The following is a 15,516-nucleotide window of genomic DNA, read 5'->3' as shown; positions in this document are numbered from 1 at the left end:
AATGACGCTCCTTAGGAAAGAGACACGCACTGACCGACTACGAAACTGCACACGCTGCGCGAACGACTACTCGAGCTTGCTGGCCGCCGTGAAGTTTTCCACTGCATCGGCTTTGTTCTATTTATCATGATAAATAGGTTGGACTTGATCGTAGGTACAATAAATTCGGGTGTCAATAAGGCAAAATTCCTGGCGGCGTCCGCGCAGTCTTTCAGGTAGCGACGGCGCCGGCGAATCGATCGAAGATCGTGCAGGACAAACTGGGAGCATCGAATATGGCCATGGACCGCGCCAAGGCTGGCGCCGCGATTGAGATCAAGCAGCAGAAACGCGGCGATCTGGTCGCCGAGGAAATCAAGCGGCTCATCACGGAGAAAGACCTGAAGCCAGGCGACCGGTTGCCTCGCGAGGTGGAATTGCAGCAGCTCTTTTCCGTGAGCAAGAGCACGATCCGCGAGGCGTTGAAATCGCTAGAGGTGCAAGGTCTTATCAAAGTAACCACCGGCCCGAGCGGCGGCGGTATGGTGGTGGAGGTGCCGCTCGATCGCACGCTGCAACTGCTGCAAAACTATTTGTTCTTCAAGGACGTTTCGATCGACGACATTTACACCGTGCGCAAACTGCTGGAGCCCGAACTCGCGGCGGGGGCCGTGCCACATCTGACGGAGCAGGACTTCGAAGCGCTCGACGCGAGCATTGCGTGTTGCGATCAACCGGCTTCGTCACATGGCGGGAAGGATATCGTGCGGCAACGTCAGGAAGATGTGAATTTCCACGACATCCTCGCGGCGGCGAATCCGAATCCGTTCCTGCGTTTCAGTTGCGAGTTGATCAATGAAATGATCCGGCAGCTCATCGAGTTTCGTAACGATACGCCGCAAGCGGAGCATGAGCGTTTCGGTCAGGCCAACGTCAAGATTCACAAGGCGATTACAAAGGCGGCGCGTGAGCGTGATGTGGAGAAAGTGCGAGAGTTGATGGTGATCCACATGACCGAGGCGCCGCGCTATGTGAAGCGGATGAAGGGGAAGTTGCGTGGACGTTTGATCCTGGATTCGGAGATTCGTCGGCGAGTGCGGGCGCGAAGCGTGGCGCCGGTTTCGGAGGAGGATGACGGCGAGTGAGCGACGCGTTGCCGGGGTAGGTTGAGGGCGGGTTGCTGCCTCGTTGCGACGCCGGGTAGGGGTGCGGCTGCGCGGATAGAGGTCATTTTCTCTTATGAAGAGACGCAAATGGCCCGTTGCGTCTGGCATATAGCCGAGGTTTCGGCACGGTCGCAATCCGGCATCGCGCGGAACGAAGTTCGAAGTTCGAGGTTCTGGCGAGAGAAATGCCTCTCGCAGGAAAGAAGATTGAAAGGCATTGCGCCCTTAGGCCTGAAAGACGCACGCGCCAGACTCCACGCAGAGGTGGTGACGAGGGCCGCCAGACAGCCTTCCAAGCGTTCCGGCCATGGCGTGCTCGACTGCACAATAAGGGCTCAATCTTTTACGATCCGCGCCGTTATTGCATCTGCACAGGCATAAACATTGGACCTTCATGGCACAACCTATTCCGTTATCTCGCCACACTGGCGCTGCGCGTGCGCGGCATGCCAAGGCCATGCTATTGCCGATCCCCCGGCAAACCGCCGACGACCTCGCGCTGCGGGTCCATCTGGCCCTCGACGCCTTGCGCCGTGGCGCCGGCAGTATGAGCGACGCGCAAACGCTCACGCAAATCATGCTGCTGACGGGCTTTCTAGCGGAATCGGGTTTCGGTTCGGTGACCGGTGAGCAGCTAGGAGCGGCGGAACGTGCGGTGTCGGCAGTGTTCGACACTGGTCGTGAGGCCGGCAAGTGGGAATTGGACGATACGGGCTTCGCGCTTTTTGCGACGATCGCTACGAATTACGACCGACAGTTGCGTAGCGCGCCCCTCTGGGCGATCACCGATGCGAGTGAACGACTTGACCGGTTCACCGCCGGTGTGCCGCATCAGATCCCGGTGCGTAAGCGGGCTTAGCCGGATCGCACGATTTGGGGCGGCGAGGGAAACCTCGTCGACGAGTTTTCTCGCAATCGACGGATCGTGCGGCGTGAAGGTGTGGATGCCGGACGGGCGTATCTGGAACTGACGGGCTACGCGGATGCGCGGCGGATGGGGCGGGAGTGAAGGCGGGTTATACGGTGGGGTTATACGGTGGGGTTTTTCCGCGTATGGCGGCGGGGTAAACGCAGAAACCCCACCTTTGCGGGGTGGGGTTTCTGTTTGCTGCTGGGGAGCCTGACGATTACCTACTTTCACACGGGTAATCCGCACTATCATCGGCGTGGAGTCGTTTCACGGTCCTGTTCGGGATGGGAAGGGGTGGGACCGACTCGCTATGGTCATCAGGCATGACTTGTTGCTGCACTGCTCGTGGAGCAATGCAACCAATCGGGAAGAAGTAGCTGAGAGGATGCCTCTCGTGTTGCTTTGGGTTGTGTTGTTTCTGGCACAACACGATCACTTAACCTGAGTGGCCTTGCCCCCTTCGGGGGTGGGATGCCCGTCCAGTGCTGAAGCACTGACGATCATCGCAAAACACACCTGTTATAGGATCAAGCCTTACGGGCAATTAGTATCAGTTAGCTTAACGCATTACTGCGCTTCCACACCTGACCTATCAACGTCCTGGTCTTGAACGACCCTTCAAGGGGCTCGAAGCCCCGGGGATATCTCATCTTAAGGCGAGTTTCCCGCTTAGATGCTTTCAGCGGTTATCTCTTCCGAACATAGCTACCCGGCGATGCCACTGGCGTGACAACCGGTACACCAGAGGTTCGTCCACTCCGGTCCTCTCGTACTAGGAGCAGCCCCCTTCAAATATCCAGCGCCCACGGCAGATAGGGACCAAACTGTCTCACGACGTTTTAAACCCAGCTCACGTACCTCTTTAAATGGCGAACAGCCATACCCTTGGGACCGGCTACAGCCCCAGGATGAGATGAGCCGACATCGAGGTGCCAAACACCGCCGTCGATATGAACTCTTGGGCGGTATCAGCCTGTTATCCCCAGAGTACCTTTTATCCGTTGAGCGATGGCCCTTCCATACAGAACCACCGGATCACTATGACCTGCTTTCGCACCTGCTCGACTTGTCGGTCTCGCAGTTAAGCACGCTTATGCCATTGCACTATCAGCACGATTTCCGACCGTACCTAGCGTACCTTCGTACTCCTCCGTTACACTTTGGGAGGAGACCGCCCCAGTCAAACTGCCTACCATGCACTGTCCCCGATCCGGATTACGGACCAAGGTTAGAACCTCAAACAAACCAGGGTGGTATTTCAAGGATGGCTCCACGCAGACTGGCGTCCACGCTTCAAAGCCTCCCACCTATCCTACACAGACCGGTTCAAAGTCCAATGCAAAGCTACAGTAAAGGTTCATGGGGTCTTTCCGTCTAGCCGCGGGGAGATTGCATCATCACAAACACTTCAACTTCGCTGAGTCTCGGGAGGAGACAGTGTGGCCATCGTTACGCCATTCGTGCAGGTCGGAACTTACCCGACAAGGAATTTCGCTACCTTAGGACCGTTATAGTTACGGCCGCCGTTTACCGGGACTTCAATCAAGAGCTTGCACCCCATCATTTAATCTTCCGGCACCGGGCAGGCGTCACACCCTATACGTCCACTTTCGTGTTTGCAGAGTGCTGTGTTTTTATTAAACAGTCGCAGCCACCAGTTTATTGCAACCCCTTCACCCTCTGCGCGCAGGCGCATCAGGCTACAGGGGCGTACCTTATCCCGAAGTTACGGTACCAATTTGCCGAGTTCCTTCTCCCGAGTTCTCTCAAGCGCCTTAGAATACTCATCTCGCCCACCTGTGTCGGTTTGCGGTACGGTCACTGTCAAACTGAAGCTTAGAGGCTTTTCTTGGAACCACTTCCGATTGCTTCTTCACCGAAGTGAATGGCCTCGCACCCTTGAATTCCGCGCCCGGATTTGCCAAAGCGCCTTCTCCAATGCAAGGACCGGGACTTCCAACACCCGGACAACCTTCCGCGATCCGTCCCCCCATCGCATTTAACAATGGTGCAGGAATATTAACCTGCTTCCCATCAGCTACGCATTTCTGCCTCGCCTTAGGGGCCGACTCACCCTACGCCGATGAACGTTGCGTAGGAAACCTTGGGCTTACGGCGAGGGGGCTTTTCACCCCCTTTATCGCTACTCATGTCAGCATTCGCACTTCCGATACCTCCAGCACACTTTCCAGTGCACCTTCGCAGGCTTACGGAACGCTCTCCTACCATGCACATAAATGTGCATCCGCAGCTTCGGTATATTGCTTAGCCCCGTTACATCTTCCGCGCAGGACGACTCGATCAGTGAGCTATTACGCTTTCTTTAAAGGATGGCTGCTTCTAAGCCAACCTCCTGACTGTTTTAGCCTTCCCACTTCGTTTCCCACTTAGCAATATTTGGGGACCTTAGCTGGCGGTCTGGGTTGTTTCCCTCTTGACACCGGACGTTAGCACCCGATGTCTGTCTCCCGTGATTGCACTCTTCGGTATTCGGAGTTTGCTATGGCGTAGTAATCCGCAATGGACCCCACAACCATGACAGTGCTCTACCCCCGAAGGTGATACACGAGGCACTACCTAAATAGTTTTCGGAGAGAACCAGCTATTTCCAGGTTTGTTTAGCCTTTCACCCCTATCCACAGCTCATCCCCTAACTTTTCAACGTTAGTGGGTTCGGACCTCCAGTACGTGTTACCGCACCTTCATCCTGGCCATGGATAGATCACCTGGTTTCGGGTCTACACCCAGCGACTGAATCGCCCTGTTCGGACTCGCTTTCGCTACGCCTGCCCTAATCGGTTAAGCTTGCCACTGAATGTAAGTCGCTGACCCATTATACAAAAGGTACGCCGTCACCCTCTTTCAAAGGCTCCGACTGTTTGTATGCATGCGGTTTCAGGATCTGTTTCACTCCCCTCCCGGGGTTCTTTTCGCCTTTCCCTCACGGTACTGGTTCACTATCGGTCGATCACGAGTATTTAGCCTTGGAGGATGGTCCCCCCATCTTCAGACAGGATTTCACGTGTCCCGCCCTACTTGTCGTACACCTAGTTCTTCCTCGCTGTTTTCGTCTACAGGGCTATCACCTGCTATGGCGGCACTTTCCAGAGCCTTCGACTAACAATGAAGATAAAGAGTACAGGCTGGTCCCATTTCGCTCGCCACTACTCTGGGAATCTCGGTTGATTTCTTTTCCTGCGGTTACTTAGATGTTTCAGTTCACCGCGTTCGCTTCACGTAGCCTATGTATTCAGCTACGGATGACCCATACGGGCCGGGTTTCCCCATTCGGATATCGGTGGATCAAAGCTCGTTTGCCAGCTCCCCACCGCTTTTCGCAGGCTACCGCGTCCTTCATCGCCTGTGATCGCCAAGGCATCCACCACATGCACTTGTTCGCTTGACCCTATAACGGGTGTGTCTCGCACGCCCTTCGCTGGGAAGACCGTGTCTGCCACACTCGCTACAGGTTGAGTATTCGTGTTGCGCCGTATTCCAAAAGCGATCTTCCGATCTCTCTTTTCATACATTGATACAATCACAACCCTGATTCACCTACTCGCACACCCATCTCTAAGTATGCTTTCGTGAATCTCTTTACTACTTCTTCCTGATTGTTAAAGAACGACAGCCGATATAAAGCTCTGCTTCATATCACTCTGACTGGCTCAATCGCCAATGCACAACGCTCTGCTTCCTGCACAGAACGCTACGCATTGAGGATTGGTGGAGGATGACGGGATCGAACCGACGACCCCCTGCTTGCAAAGCAGGTGCTCTCCCAGCTGAGCTAATCCCCCAGTCATACAGCTACCCCAGAGGTTTCAGACGATCAGCACACCAGACAAGACTTTGGTGGGTCTGGATGGATTCGAACCATCGACCCCCGCCTTATCAAGACGGTGCTCTAACCGACTGAGCTACAGACCCCTGAGTCTGTCCTGATTTCACAGCCGATAAGCGTGAGCGCTCAACGCATTGCTTTTACACAACTGACGCGTTTAGCTCGAGAAAGGAGGTGATCCAGCCGCACCTTCCGATACGGCTACCTTGTTACGACTTCACCCCAGTCATGAATCCTACCGTGGTGACCGTCCTCCTTGCGGTTAGACTAGCCACTTCTGGTAAAACCCACTCCCATGGTGTGACGGGCGGTGTGTACAAGACCCGGGAACGTATTCACCGCGGCATGCTGATCCGCGATTACTAGCGATTCCAGCTTCACGCACTCGAGTTGCAGAGTGCGATCCGGACTACGATCGGTTTTCTGGGATTGGCTCCCCCTCGCGGGTTGGCGACCCTCTGTTCCGACCATTGTATGACGTGTGAAGCCCTACCCATAAGGGCCATGAGGACTTGACGTCATCCCCACCTTCCTCCGGTTTGTCACCGGCAGTCTCCCTAGAGTGCTCTTGCGTAGCAACTAGGGACAAGGGTTGCGCTCGTTGCGGGACTTAACCCAACATCTCACGACACGAGCTGACGACAGCCATGCAGCACCTGTGTTATGGCTCCCTTTCGGGCACTCCCACCTCTCAGCAGGATTCCATACATGTCAAGGGTAGGTAAGGTTTTTCGCGTTGCATCGAATTAATCCACATCATCCACCGCTTGTGCGGGTCCCCGTCAATTCCTTTGAGTTTTAATCTTGCGACCGTACTCCCCAGGCGGTCAACTTCACGCGTTAGCTACGTTACCAAGTCAATGAAGACCCGACAACTAGTTGACATCGTTTAGGGCGTGGACTACCAGGGTATCTAATCCTGTTTGCTCCCCACGCTTTCGTGCATGAGCGTCAGTATTGGCCCAGGGGGCTGCCTTCGCCATCGGTATTCCTCCACATCTCTACGCATTTCACTGCTACACGTGGAATTCTACCCCCCTCTGCCATACTCTAGCCCGCCAGTCACAAATGCAGTTCCCAGGTTAAGCCCGGGGATTTCACATCTGTCTTAGCGGACCGCCTGCGCACGCTTTACGCCCAGTAATTCCGATTAACGCTTGCACCCTACGTATTACCGCGGCTGCTGGCACGTAGTTAGCCGGTGCTTATTCTTCCGGTACCGTCATCCCCCCACCGTATTAGGGCGGAGGTTTTCTTTCCGGACAAAAGTGCTTTACAACCCGAAGGCCTTCTTCACACACGCGGCATTGCTGGATCAGGCTTGCGCCCATTGTCCAAAATTCCCCACTGCTGCCTCCCGTAGGAGTCTGGGCCGTGTCTCAGTCCCAGTGTGGCTGGTCGTCCTCTCAGACCAGCTACAGATCGTCGCCTTGGTAGGCCTTTACCCCACCAACTAGCTAATCTGCCATCGGCCGCCCCTGTAGCGCGAGGTCCTAAGATCCCCCGCTTTCATCCGCAGATCGTATGCGGTATTAATCCGGCTTTCGCCGGGCTATCCCCCACTACAGGACACGTTCCGATGTATTACTCACCCGTTCGCCACTCGCCACCAGGATTGCTCCCGTGCTGCCGTTCGACTTGCATGTGTAAGGCATGCCGCCAGCGTTCAATCTGAGCCAGGATCAAACTCTTCAGTTCAAACCTGTTACTGTTTTTCGGTTGTTTTACCAACCGGTCGCTCACTCAACGTACTGACGAATGATCTCTCCATCTTCCAATGGAAAAACCTTCCTTTCATTACTGTGTGAGACTTGATACTTTCGCTTCTTCCGGCAGATCCCGAAGGGCCCGCCGGCGCGTCGCGCATCAAGCGCCCACACTTATCGGCTGTTAATTTTTAAAGATCGATTACGCACTCACTACCGAACCCGTGCCGCAAGTCGTCAACATCACAACCACCCGGCACCGCTTCGTTCTGCGTCGCTGCATCAGCAGCAGAGAAACGAGATTATGGAGAACGACTGGCACGTCGTCAACCCCCTTTTGTGAATTTTCTTTTGACCAGGTGCTGATCGACGCTAGAACACGCTATCCCTATATGTAGGGGGAGCGGTGCATTCGCGATCCCGTCGTGTGAGGACAACCGAACTCCTCTATAGTGAGGAGCTTGAAAACAGCGAATGTGCACGCACCTAGATGCATCGGCCCAGCCACCACTCCAAGCCCGACCGGCGGCCAAAGGACGAACCTGCGACAAACGCGCATGATGAAAAGTTGTGCACACGATGAGCGCAAAGTCTCAAGCTCGGATATAATGCGAGCCGCGCGAATTTCGCACATTTCTATCGGCCCGCTTCGAGCGGGCTCATCTTTTTTGCTCCCCAGAGCACAGCCAAACAACCGCGTTGAGTCACTCAGGTGATGTTGAGCCATGCTCGAAACGCCTGACGGTCGCGTCTTGCGTCTCATAGCGAAGCCTCTAGAGGAGAATACGTGAACCCTTTTGATCGCGAAGATTCGCAACACGAAACCGCCGCCTACACCGCCAAAGCGCCCTCGGGCCGCACGGCCAAGGGCAAGGGCGCCGGTAAAGCGATCCCCGTGGCGGCCGAGTTGCCGCCGCAGCAAGCCGAAGAACGTCAGCGCCAGATGCGCGCGCTGATCCAGTTGGGCAAGGAGCAAGGCTACCTGACCCACGCGCAGATCAACGACCACCTGCCCGACAACTTCGCGCAGACGGCCGCTATCGACAGCATCGTCAGCGCGTTCAACGACATGGGCGTGCAGGTCTACGAACAGGCCCCAGACGCGGAAACGCTACTGCTCAACTCGAACGCCCCGGCCGTCGTGTCGGACGATCAGGCGGACGAGGAGACCGAAGTCGCCCTGTCCACCGTCGATTCCGAATTCGGCCGCACGACCGACCCGGTGCGTATGTACATGCGCGAGATGGGCGCGACCGAACTGCTGACACGCGCCGGCGAAATCGCGATTGCGAAGCGCATCGAAGACGGCCTGCACGAAATGGTGCAGGCAATCGCTGCTTGCCCGCTCGCGATCTCGGCCATTCTGGCGAGCGCCCAGCAGGTTGCCGACGGCGAACTGCGCATCGACGAACTGGTCGACGGTCTGAATGAAGACACGCTCGCCGCCGAAGAAGACAGCACCAGCGCGGACGCATCCGCCGACGTCGACACGGACACGGACAGCGACGACGATGAAGACAGCGACGACGACGTCGGCCCGGCCGACTCCTCGGCGGCGGACGAAGCACGCCTGAAGCAACTCACGAGCGACTGCCTCGAAATCTTCGCGCAAGTCGGCATGCTGTCCGACCAGATGAACGCATCGCACACGCGCGGCGACGTCACCTCGAAGGCGTACCAGCGCGCACGCGAAGAGATCCAGCAGCACCTCGCGAAGATCCGCTTCACGGCACGCACCATCGACCGCATGTGCGGCGACGTGCAGCAACAGGTGGCGCAAGTTCGCGCGATCGAGCGCAACATTCTGCAAATCGTCGTCTCGAAGAGCGGCATGCCGCGCGAGAAGTTCATCGAGTCGTTCGCCGGCCATGAAGCCGACCTCGGCTGGACGGAACGCGCGGCGCGCGGCGCTTCGTCGTACGGCGCGGCGCTGGAGCGCCATTTGCCGGCAATTCAGTCCGAACAGCAAAAGCTGATCGAAATCGAAGCAACGGTTTCGCTGCCGCTGAAGCATCTGAAAGAGATCAACCGCCAGATGGTCGCGGCCGAATCGAAGATGCGCAAGGCGAAGAGCGAGATGATCGAGGCGAATCTGCGTCTCGTGATCTCGATCGCGAAGAAGTACGTGAACCGCGGCATGCTGTTCCTCGACCTGATCCAGGAAGGCAACATCGGCCTGATGAAGGCGGTGGACAAGTTCGAATACCGTCGCGGCTGGAAGTTCTCCACGTACGCAACGTGGTGGGTTCGCCAGGCTGTGACGCGTTCGCTCGCCGACCAGGCTCGTACGATCCGCGTGCCGGTGCACATGATCGAAACGATCAACAAGCTGAACCGCATTTCGCGCGAAATCCTGCAGCAGACCGGTCAGGAAGCGCATCCGTCCGTGCTCGCGGAACGCATGGAACTCTCTGAAGAGAAGGTGCGCGGGATTCTGAAGATCGCCAAGCAGCCGGTGTCGATGGAAACGCCGGTCGGCGACGACGGCGACGCCACGCTCGGCGACATGATCGAAGATTCGGCAGCGTCCTCGCCGGCCGACGCCGCGATGCAAGCCGACCTGCGCGCCGCCATCGACGACGCGCTCGACTCGCTGTCGCCGCGCGAAGCGAAGGTGCTGCGTATGCGCTACGGCATCAACACGAAGTCGGACCACACGCTCGAAGAAGTCGGCAAGCAGTTCGACGTCACGCGTGAGCGGATTCGTCAGATCGAGAGCAAGGCCATGCGCAAGCTGATGCACCCGAGCCGCGCCGACCGCCTGAAGTCGTTCCTCGACCGCTAAGCCAACCGCTAGATCAACCGGTAAGCTGTCAATAGCGCTTGCCGTGCGTCACGCACGGCAAGCGCTTTCTTTTTCCCGCTCCCCATTCACGCAAGCAGCGAAATGATCCCGCCAATCGTGATTCCTGCTGCCAGCCAACGTCCGGCCGTATAGAACGCGTTGTGCGCTTCCTGAGGCTGATCCGGACGCTCGAGTCCGAGCGTGCCGTACGCAAACGATTTGACCGCTGAGACGCCGGATGCCGGCGTGTCCTCACTTGCGGAATCGCTGACAGCGTCACCCTGACCCGTATTGTTATCCTGAGCCGCCGTTGCCGCGCCTTCCGCGGAGATATGGACAGCGTCCTCCTGCGTCGGCGCATCCGCGGTCGATGTCTGTACGACAGCGTCGTGCGCTGCGGACGGCCCTTTGGTCGTCGTGCGATCCGGCCCCGGCAGTGTCGACGACAACGCACTGTCGATTTGCATAGCAACCTCCGTTGATTTTGTTTCTGCTGCGTCGGCCGGCGTCGCACACACAGCCGGTTAAAACTCCTATCGACCCCGATTCGCGGAAACTTGAGCACCGGTAAGAAAGGGTAAGGGCTACCTGCTCGATCGCCGCGCCACGCGTTGCCGATCGGGTGGTCGAACTCGCGCTGAACCGCCGAAAAAACCAGCTCCGGTCCGCGCCCCTTTTTCCGGTCACGTCGCCCACAACTGTCGATTGCCCACATGCCTCGCCGTACAGCCGCGCGCGCAAAAACCCATCACACGGCCAGCAGCAGCAACCACCTGTAAAGCGCTCCCGCGCCAACCACTCCGCGGCTAACAGGCATAGTCGTTGCGCGCTCCCCACGTACGCCTTTTACGAGGAGCACATCATGACTACGCTCGATCCCCAAGTGCCGGCATCCGCCGATCCGCAAGGGGCAACTATCGTTGGAGTCGGCGACGGTGACGGTCCCGGACCGGACGTCATGGCGGCAGCCACGCTCGACGGCAACAAGGTGATGTCGTCGGACGGCGAACATGTCGGCAAGATCTCGGACATCATGCTCGACGTGCGCGGCGGCCGGATCGCTTACGCGGTGTTGTCCACCGGCGGCTTTCTGGGCATCGGCGACACGCTTCACGCGATTCCGTGGAGCGCGCTCACGCTCGACACGGACGACAAATGCTTCGTGATCGATGCGAGCGCCGATCGGATCAAGAGCGCACCGGGTTTCGATAAGGATCACTGGCCTTCCATGGCGGACATGCAATGGGGCACGGCCGTGCACGACTACTACAACCGTCAGCCGTATTGGTCGGTCATGCGCGATGGAGTGGAAGAGCGGCGATTGGACACCGACCTCTGATCGCCACACGGGCAGAGTCGATCTGCGCAAGCCGGCTTTTCAAAGGCACGAAAGCGCGCGAACTTGTCCGCGGCATTTGTCCACAGAAACTGTTCAGAAGCCTGTGGACAACCTGCGCATGACTCGCCCAACTCCTTGAACGCGTTGGCTTTCACCGCCGCGCTCCGAATGAGTCGCGTGCCTCACGGCTTGCTGCAGACCGACGAGCGTTTCCCGCTTTATGGCAATACAAACGTTTTCACGAGCGTCAATTCACCGGCCTTGCGCATGGGCACGCGAATCGTTTCGCTCTTTTCGTTCGGCGTATTCTCGTTCGTGATGATGGTCACTTGCGCCACGGTCATATCGGCGCCGCTGTTCCCGCTGCCGTAGTAATTCACATAGACCAGATACGTACCCTTCAACGGCGCCGCGGACGAATAAATCTCCGGCCCGTATCCCGTCGTCACGTCGACGTCGAGCGCGCCGCCGTTCGGCGCGACGCGCTCGCCGTACCAGGTGTGTGCGCCGTCGGGCGAGACGACGTGCAAATCCAGATCGGTGCCGTCGGTGTCCCACGCGAGCAGCACGCGCAGCTTCGGCTGGGTCTTGCCGCTATAGGCGTCGTAGAACTGCACGCGCTTGCGGCTGCCGTCCGGCGCGCGCAGTTCGACACTGTTGCTGCCGGCGGGAAACGCATAGGGACGCGAAAATTTGCCGTCCTCTTCCACGCGCTGCGGCAGCGGCGTGCCATCGACCACCAGCGTCCCCACCGAGGTGCCCTTCTTCTTCGGCGTGCTGCGGATCTGCCCTTCGATCAGCGCGGACCTGGACTGCCCTTCCGGCGTCGACACCGCCACCGCCGGGTAATGCACGTCCTGCGTATAGCGTTCGCTGTCGCCGCTCGTGTTGCGCCAGCCGTTCAACGGCGCGGCGAAATCGATATCGCTCGCGTACGCCGCCGGCACTGCCAGCAAGCAGGCCAAACCCGCCGAACAGGCCATTGCGAGCCAGGCGCGGCTCGCCTTCATCCAACCCGTCGTCTCGACCTTCATCGTCACTGCTCCCGTCCCGCTATCAGAGTCGCTCGCTCTTCACGAGCATCAGGTCGCCGATCTTGCGCAGCGGCACGACCATCGTTTCACGCCGTTCGTTCGGCGTGTTTTCGTTGAACACCAGCGTCAACGTCGCCGTAATCACGTCGCGATCGTGCGCGGCGGCGTCGAAGTTATAGCCGGTCGAATCGAAATTGCCCCAGTAGTTCAGAAAGAACAGCCACGTGCCACGCTCGGGCGCCGCCGACGAAAAAATGCCCGGCCCCGCACCGTCCACCGAATCGACATCGAAGCCGCTGCCGTCTTCGAGTGTCGGGTTGGCGAAGAAGGCATGCAGGCCGCCCGGCGTGATCACATGCAGATCGACCTGCGCGTGCGGATCGTCCCACGTGACCAGCGCGCGCAATTTAGCTTGCGGCTTGCTGCGGTCGGCTTCGTAGAATTGCATGCGCTGATGCTGTTTGCCATCGGCGGAAATCAGCTCGATGCTGTTCGAGCCCGCGCCGAAAGCCCATGGCCGCGCAAACGCGCCTTCCTCGTCGGTATAAAGCGGCGTGGGGTTGCCGTTGACGACAAGCGTCGGCGGCTTACGCGCGTGTTTGTCGATGTGCTTCAGGCGCCCTTCGATCAGCGTGCGATAACGCTGCGCGCCGCGATCGACCGGCGGTCGCGGATAAGCCGCGACGAAATGCTCACCCTCGTTGGTCAGTCCACTGTGACGCCAGCCGCCGAACGCGCCGGTCAAGTCGGCAATTGCACCGTCCGCGTCGACGGCTTGGGCGCTCGGTGCGATCGTGCAGAGCGCAAGCGCAGCCACGGCCGCGGCCAACGTCACGACGGGGCGACCACGGAAATCACGCCGTGCAAACGGCCAACGCAACAAGGATATCGGCGAGTGCGAGACGGTATTCATTGGATCGGATTGTCGGTGCGAATCAGCGTGCGCGCGGTACGCTCGACAAACGTCTCGTCGAGCCCACGCGGATGATGCTGAAACGCGAGGTGAATGTATTCATGCGCCAACGCAATCCGGTCCTCTTCGGTCTGCAGCCGATACACGTACACGCGATTGCGCTGCGCATCCGCATACGGCCGACCTTCGCGCACGGCGCACACCGCGGGCAGATCGGGCGTTTCGTAGCCCGCCGCGCCGTCCATGCGCCGCGCCCATATCGGCGCGTTGCGCTGCAGCCATGCCTGCGCGCCGGCCACTTCGACGCAATCGCCCGACAGCGGACTCTGGAACGAAGTCAGCGTCGCTTGCGGCCACGTGCGCGCGAGAATGACGTCGAACGTCAGGCCGGCTTGCGCCGACGCCTTCGCTGCCAGCCAGCTCATCTGTCCCGGCGCGGCCTTGTCGTGGTGGTACTGAACGGGCACGCCGGTCAGCACGAGCGCGTCGGTGAGATCGGCGGCATGGCGCGCGGCGGCTGTCGGCGCGCGCGGCAGAACACGCTGCGCCTTGCTGCTGTCGTCGATACGGAAACAGCCGTGGTCGCGGCTGCCGTGCTGCACGACGTAAGTGCGCGCCGCGACCGCCAGCGCCTTCGCCGCTTCCACCTGGCTCGTGTCGCCTTCACGCTCGACCACGCGCGCCACATAGTCGTTCATGCCGAAGCGGCCGACCACTTGCGGCGCACCGGCCGCATCGCGATCGAGCCGCAACTCGCCGCGGCTCGTCACCCGCGCCCAATTGCCGTTGACGAAGCCGACGCGGAAGTCGCCGCGCAACGGACCCTCGGGCGCGGCGGCCGGCCCCTTGTCGCCGCGCACTTCGCGAATCGGATAGCGGCTGAAGAAATCGACCAGCACGCAAGCGCCGTCGTCCGGCACGGTGACTTGCGTAAGCAGCGGCGCAATGCGCGGCGCGGCGGCCGTCAGCACGCGCGCGCTGCCGCCCGGACCGCCGAGCCACACCGGCGTGCCGTCCGCGAGCCAGCCGGCGGCGCCGCCGATCGAACCGCCCGGACGCGCCGGGTCCGGCATCGTCCAGGTCTTGGCGCGCAACACGCTGCCGTAAAGCGACACCGTGCCTTCACCGCGTCCGCTGGTCAGCACCGACACCAGCGTGCTCGCGGCCGCTTCGCGCGACCGGGCGGGCATCGCCTGCAAGGCGGCGAGCAGTTCGGCCACCGGCACACGATGCGTGGGCGTCATGGCGCGCAGATCGCGCAGCCAGGCGGGCGCGTGAGCGGCTGTCCAGTACTTGCGCCAGTCGGCCGAATCGAGCTGCAGGCGCGCGGACTCGAAAAAAAGTCCGCACGACTGCACCAGCGCATGTTCACGGTCGATATGACCGCCCGTCATGCAGCAATATACTTCTTCGGGATCGCCGCCGTTGCAGGCGTAATCCGGCGTGGCGATATTGCGGTCCACCACATAGCCGTAGACGAATAGCTTCCAGACGCTGCCGAGCGGCGTCTTTAGCGTCGCGGGCAAGACAACCGCGGCCTGCGGCGAGAAGCCGAGCGCGGCGCCGTTGCCGTCGGCTTGCCAAAGCCGGCTCTGGCCGTCGCGCAACCAGGCGAAGCGCAGCATCTGCGATGAAGATCGCGCTGACATTCCAGCGGAGGTCGCGGTGCTCATCCCGGTAGCGGCATCCGTTGCGTTCGCCAATGCGACTGAAGACGAGGCCACCGCATACGCCGACACGCCCTGTCCAACGCAACCGAGTCCCACGCCCACGGCGAGCGCGATCCGCAGCCTGGCTGCCAGACGATCGCGTAGAGGCCGAAGCGCGCGGAACATGGCGG

Annotated in this window: 8 protein-coding genes, 2 tRNA genes and 3 rRNA genes; 4 read left to right on the top strand and 9 right to left on the bottom strand. The window is 59.5% G+C overall.

The window, feature by feature from the left end:
* Positions 1-275 precede the first annotated feature (275 nt).
* Entirely contained in the window at positions 276-1,124 is an 849-nt protein-coding gene (locus B0G82_RS28120) for an FCD domain-containing protein (protein WP_116122342.1), read from the top strand.
* A 415-nt stretch (positions 1,125-1,539) separates the two neighbouring features.
* Positions 1,540-2,004, top strand: a complete 465-nt coding sequence (locus B0G82_RS28115; protein WP_106285789.1) for a hypothetical protein — start codon at positions 1,540-1,542, stop codon at positions 2,002-2,004.
* A 259-nt stretch (positions 2,005-2,263) separates the two neighbouring features.
* On the opposite strand, the gene rrf is transcribed toward B0G82_RS28115, so the two are convergent.
* From rrf to B0G82_RS28090, 5 genes are all read right to left on the bottom strand, one after another.
* A 5S ribosomal RNA gene (gene rrf, locus B0G82_RS28110) occupies positions 2,264-2,377 on the bottom strand.
* A 201-nt stretch (positions 2,378-2,578) separates the two neighbouring features.
* Positions 2,579-5,461, bottom strand: a 23S ribosomal RNA gene (locus B0G82_RS28105).
* Positions 5,462-5,779: 318 nt separating this feature from the next.
* Positions 5,780-5,855 (bottom strand) — tRNA-Ala (locus B0G82_RS28100).
* Between the two features lie 53 nt (positions 5,856-5,908).
* Positions 5,909-5,985 (bottom strand) — tRNA-Ile (locus B0G82_RS28095).
* Positions 5,986-6,066: 81 nt separating this feature from the next.
* Positions 6,067-7,597: ribosomal RNA gene (locus B0G82_RS28090) — 16S ribosomal RNA — on the bottom strand.
* The 16S, 23S and 5S rRNA genes sit together here with 2 tRNA genes alongside, the layout of an rRNA operon.
* 795 nt (positions 7,598-8,392) lie before the next feature.
* Here B0G82_RS28090 and rpoD point away from each other — a divergent pair.
* Positions 8,393-10,390, top strand: coding sequence for an RNA polymerase sigma factor RpoD (rpoD, locus tag B0G82_RS28085; RefSeq protein WP_121309755.1), 1,998 nt, complete (start codon positions 8,393-8,395; stop codon positions 10,388-10,390).
* Positions 10,391-10,476: 86 nt separating this feature from the next.
* On the opposite strand, the gene B0G82_RS28080 is transcribed toward rpoD, so the two are convergent.
* Positions 10,477-10,857 carry a hypothetical protein gene (locus tag B0G82_RS28080; RefSeq protein WP_121309754.1) on the bottom strand — a complete coding sequence of 127 codons (381 nt, stop codon included), beginning with the start codon at positions 10,855-10,857 and terminating at the stop codon, positions 10,477-10,479.
* A gap of 395 nt (positions 10,858-11,252) precedes the next feature.
* On the opposite strand from B0G82_RS28080, the gene B0G82_RS28075 reads away from it, so the two are divergent.
* Positions 11,253-11,729, top strand: coding sequence for a PRC-barrel domain-containing protein (locus tag B0G82_RS28075; RefSeq protein WP_121309753.1), 477 nt, complete (start codon positions 11,253-11,255; stop codon positions 11,727-11,729).
* 218 nt (positions 11,730-11,947) lie between these two features.
* Here the strand turns inward: B0G82_RS28075 and B0G82_RS28070 are convergent, their stop codons facing one another.
* From B0G82_RS28070 to B0G82_RS28060, 3 genes are read right to left on the bottom strand one after another with little or no spacing between them, the layout of a single operon-like run.
* A complete protein-coding gene (locus B0G82_RS28070) occupies positions 11,948-12,763 on the bottom strand; it encodes a DUF2135 domain-containing protein (RefSeq protein WP_121309752.1) in 816 nt (271 codons plus the stop codon).
* A gap of 22 nt (positions 12,764-12,785) precedes the next feature.
* Positions 12,786-13,676: a DUF2135 domain-containing protein gene (locus B0G82_RS28065; protein WP_121309751.1), complete on the bottom strand. Its 891-nt coding sequence runs from the start codon at positions 13,674-13,676 to the stop codon at positions 12,786-12,788.
* Positions 13,673-15,511, bottom strand: coding sequence for a DUF2300 domain-containing protein (locus B0G82_RS28060; protein WP_199730177.1), 1,839 nt, complete (start codon positions 15,509-15,511; stop codon positions 13,673-13,675). The genes B0G82_RS28065 and B0G82_RS28060 overlap by 4 nt, the downstream gene beginning before the upstream one ends.
* Between the last annotated feature and the right edge of the window lie 5 nt (positions 15,512-15,516).

Origin of the sequence: Paraburkholderia sp. BL17N1 (assembly GCF_003634175.1) — a bacterium.
Lineage (GTDB): Bacteria > Pseudomonadota > Gammaproteobacteria > Burkholderiales > Burkholderiaceae > Paraburkholderia.
Note: the sequence above shows the minus strand (reverse complement) of the source record. Positions and strands in the feature narration are given on the sequence as shown.

What these genes read in the sequence shown, in the direction of transcription:
- B0G82_RS28120 (WP_116122342.1), top strand. Translation starts at nt 276, where the DNA reads ATGGCCATGGACCGCGCCAAGGCTGGCGCCGCGATTGAGATCAAGCAG.
- B0G82_RS28115 (WP_106285789.1), top strand. Translation starts at nt 1,540, where the DNA reads ATGGCACAACCTATTCCGTTATCTCGCCACACTGGCGCTGCGCGTGCG.
- B0G82_RS28080 (WP_121309754.1), bottom strand. Translation starts at nt 10,857, where the DNA reads ATGCAAATCGACAGTGCGTTGTCGTCGACACTGCCGGGGCCGGATCGC.
- B0G82_RS28075 (WP_121309753.1), top strand. Translation starts at nt 11,253, where the DNA reads ATGACTACGCTCGATCCCCAAGTGCCGGCATCCGCCGATCCGCAAGGG.
- B0G82_RS28070 (WP_121309752.1), bottom strand. Translation starts at nt 12,763, where the DNA reads ATGAAGGTCGAGACGACGGGTTGGATGAAGGCGAGCCGCGCCTGGCTC.
- B0G82_RS28065 (WP_121309751.1), bottom strand. Translation starts at nt 13,676, where the DNA reads ATGAATACCGTCTCGCACTCGCCGATATCCTTGTTGCGTTGGCCGTTT.
- B0G82_RS28060 (WP_199730177.1), bottom strand. Translation starts at nt 15,511, where the DNA reads ATGTTCCGCGCGCTTCGGCCTCTACGCGATCGTCTGGCAGCCAGGCTG.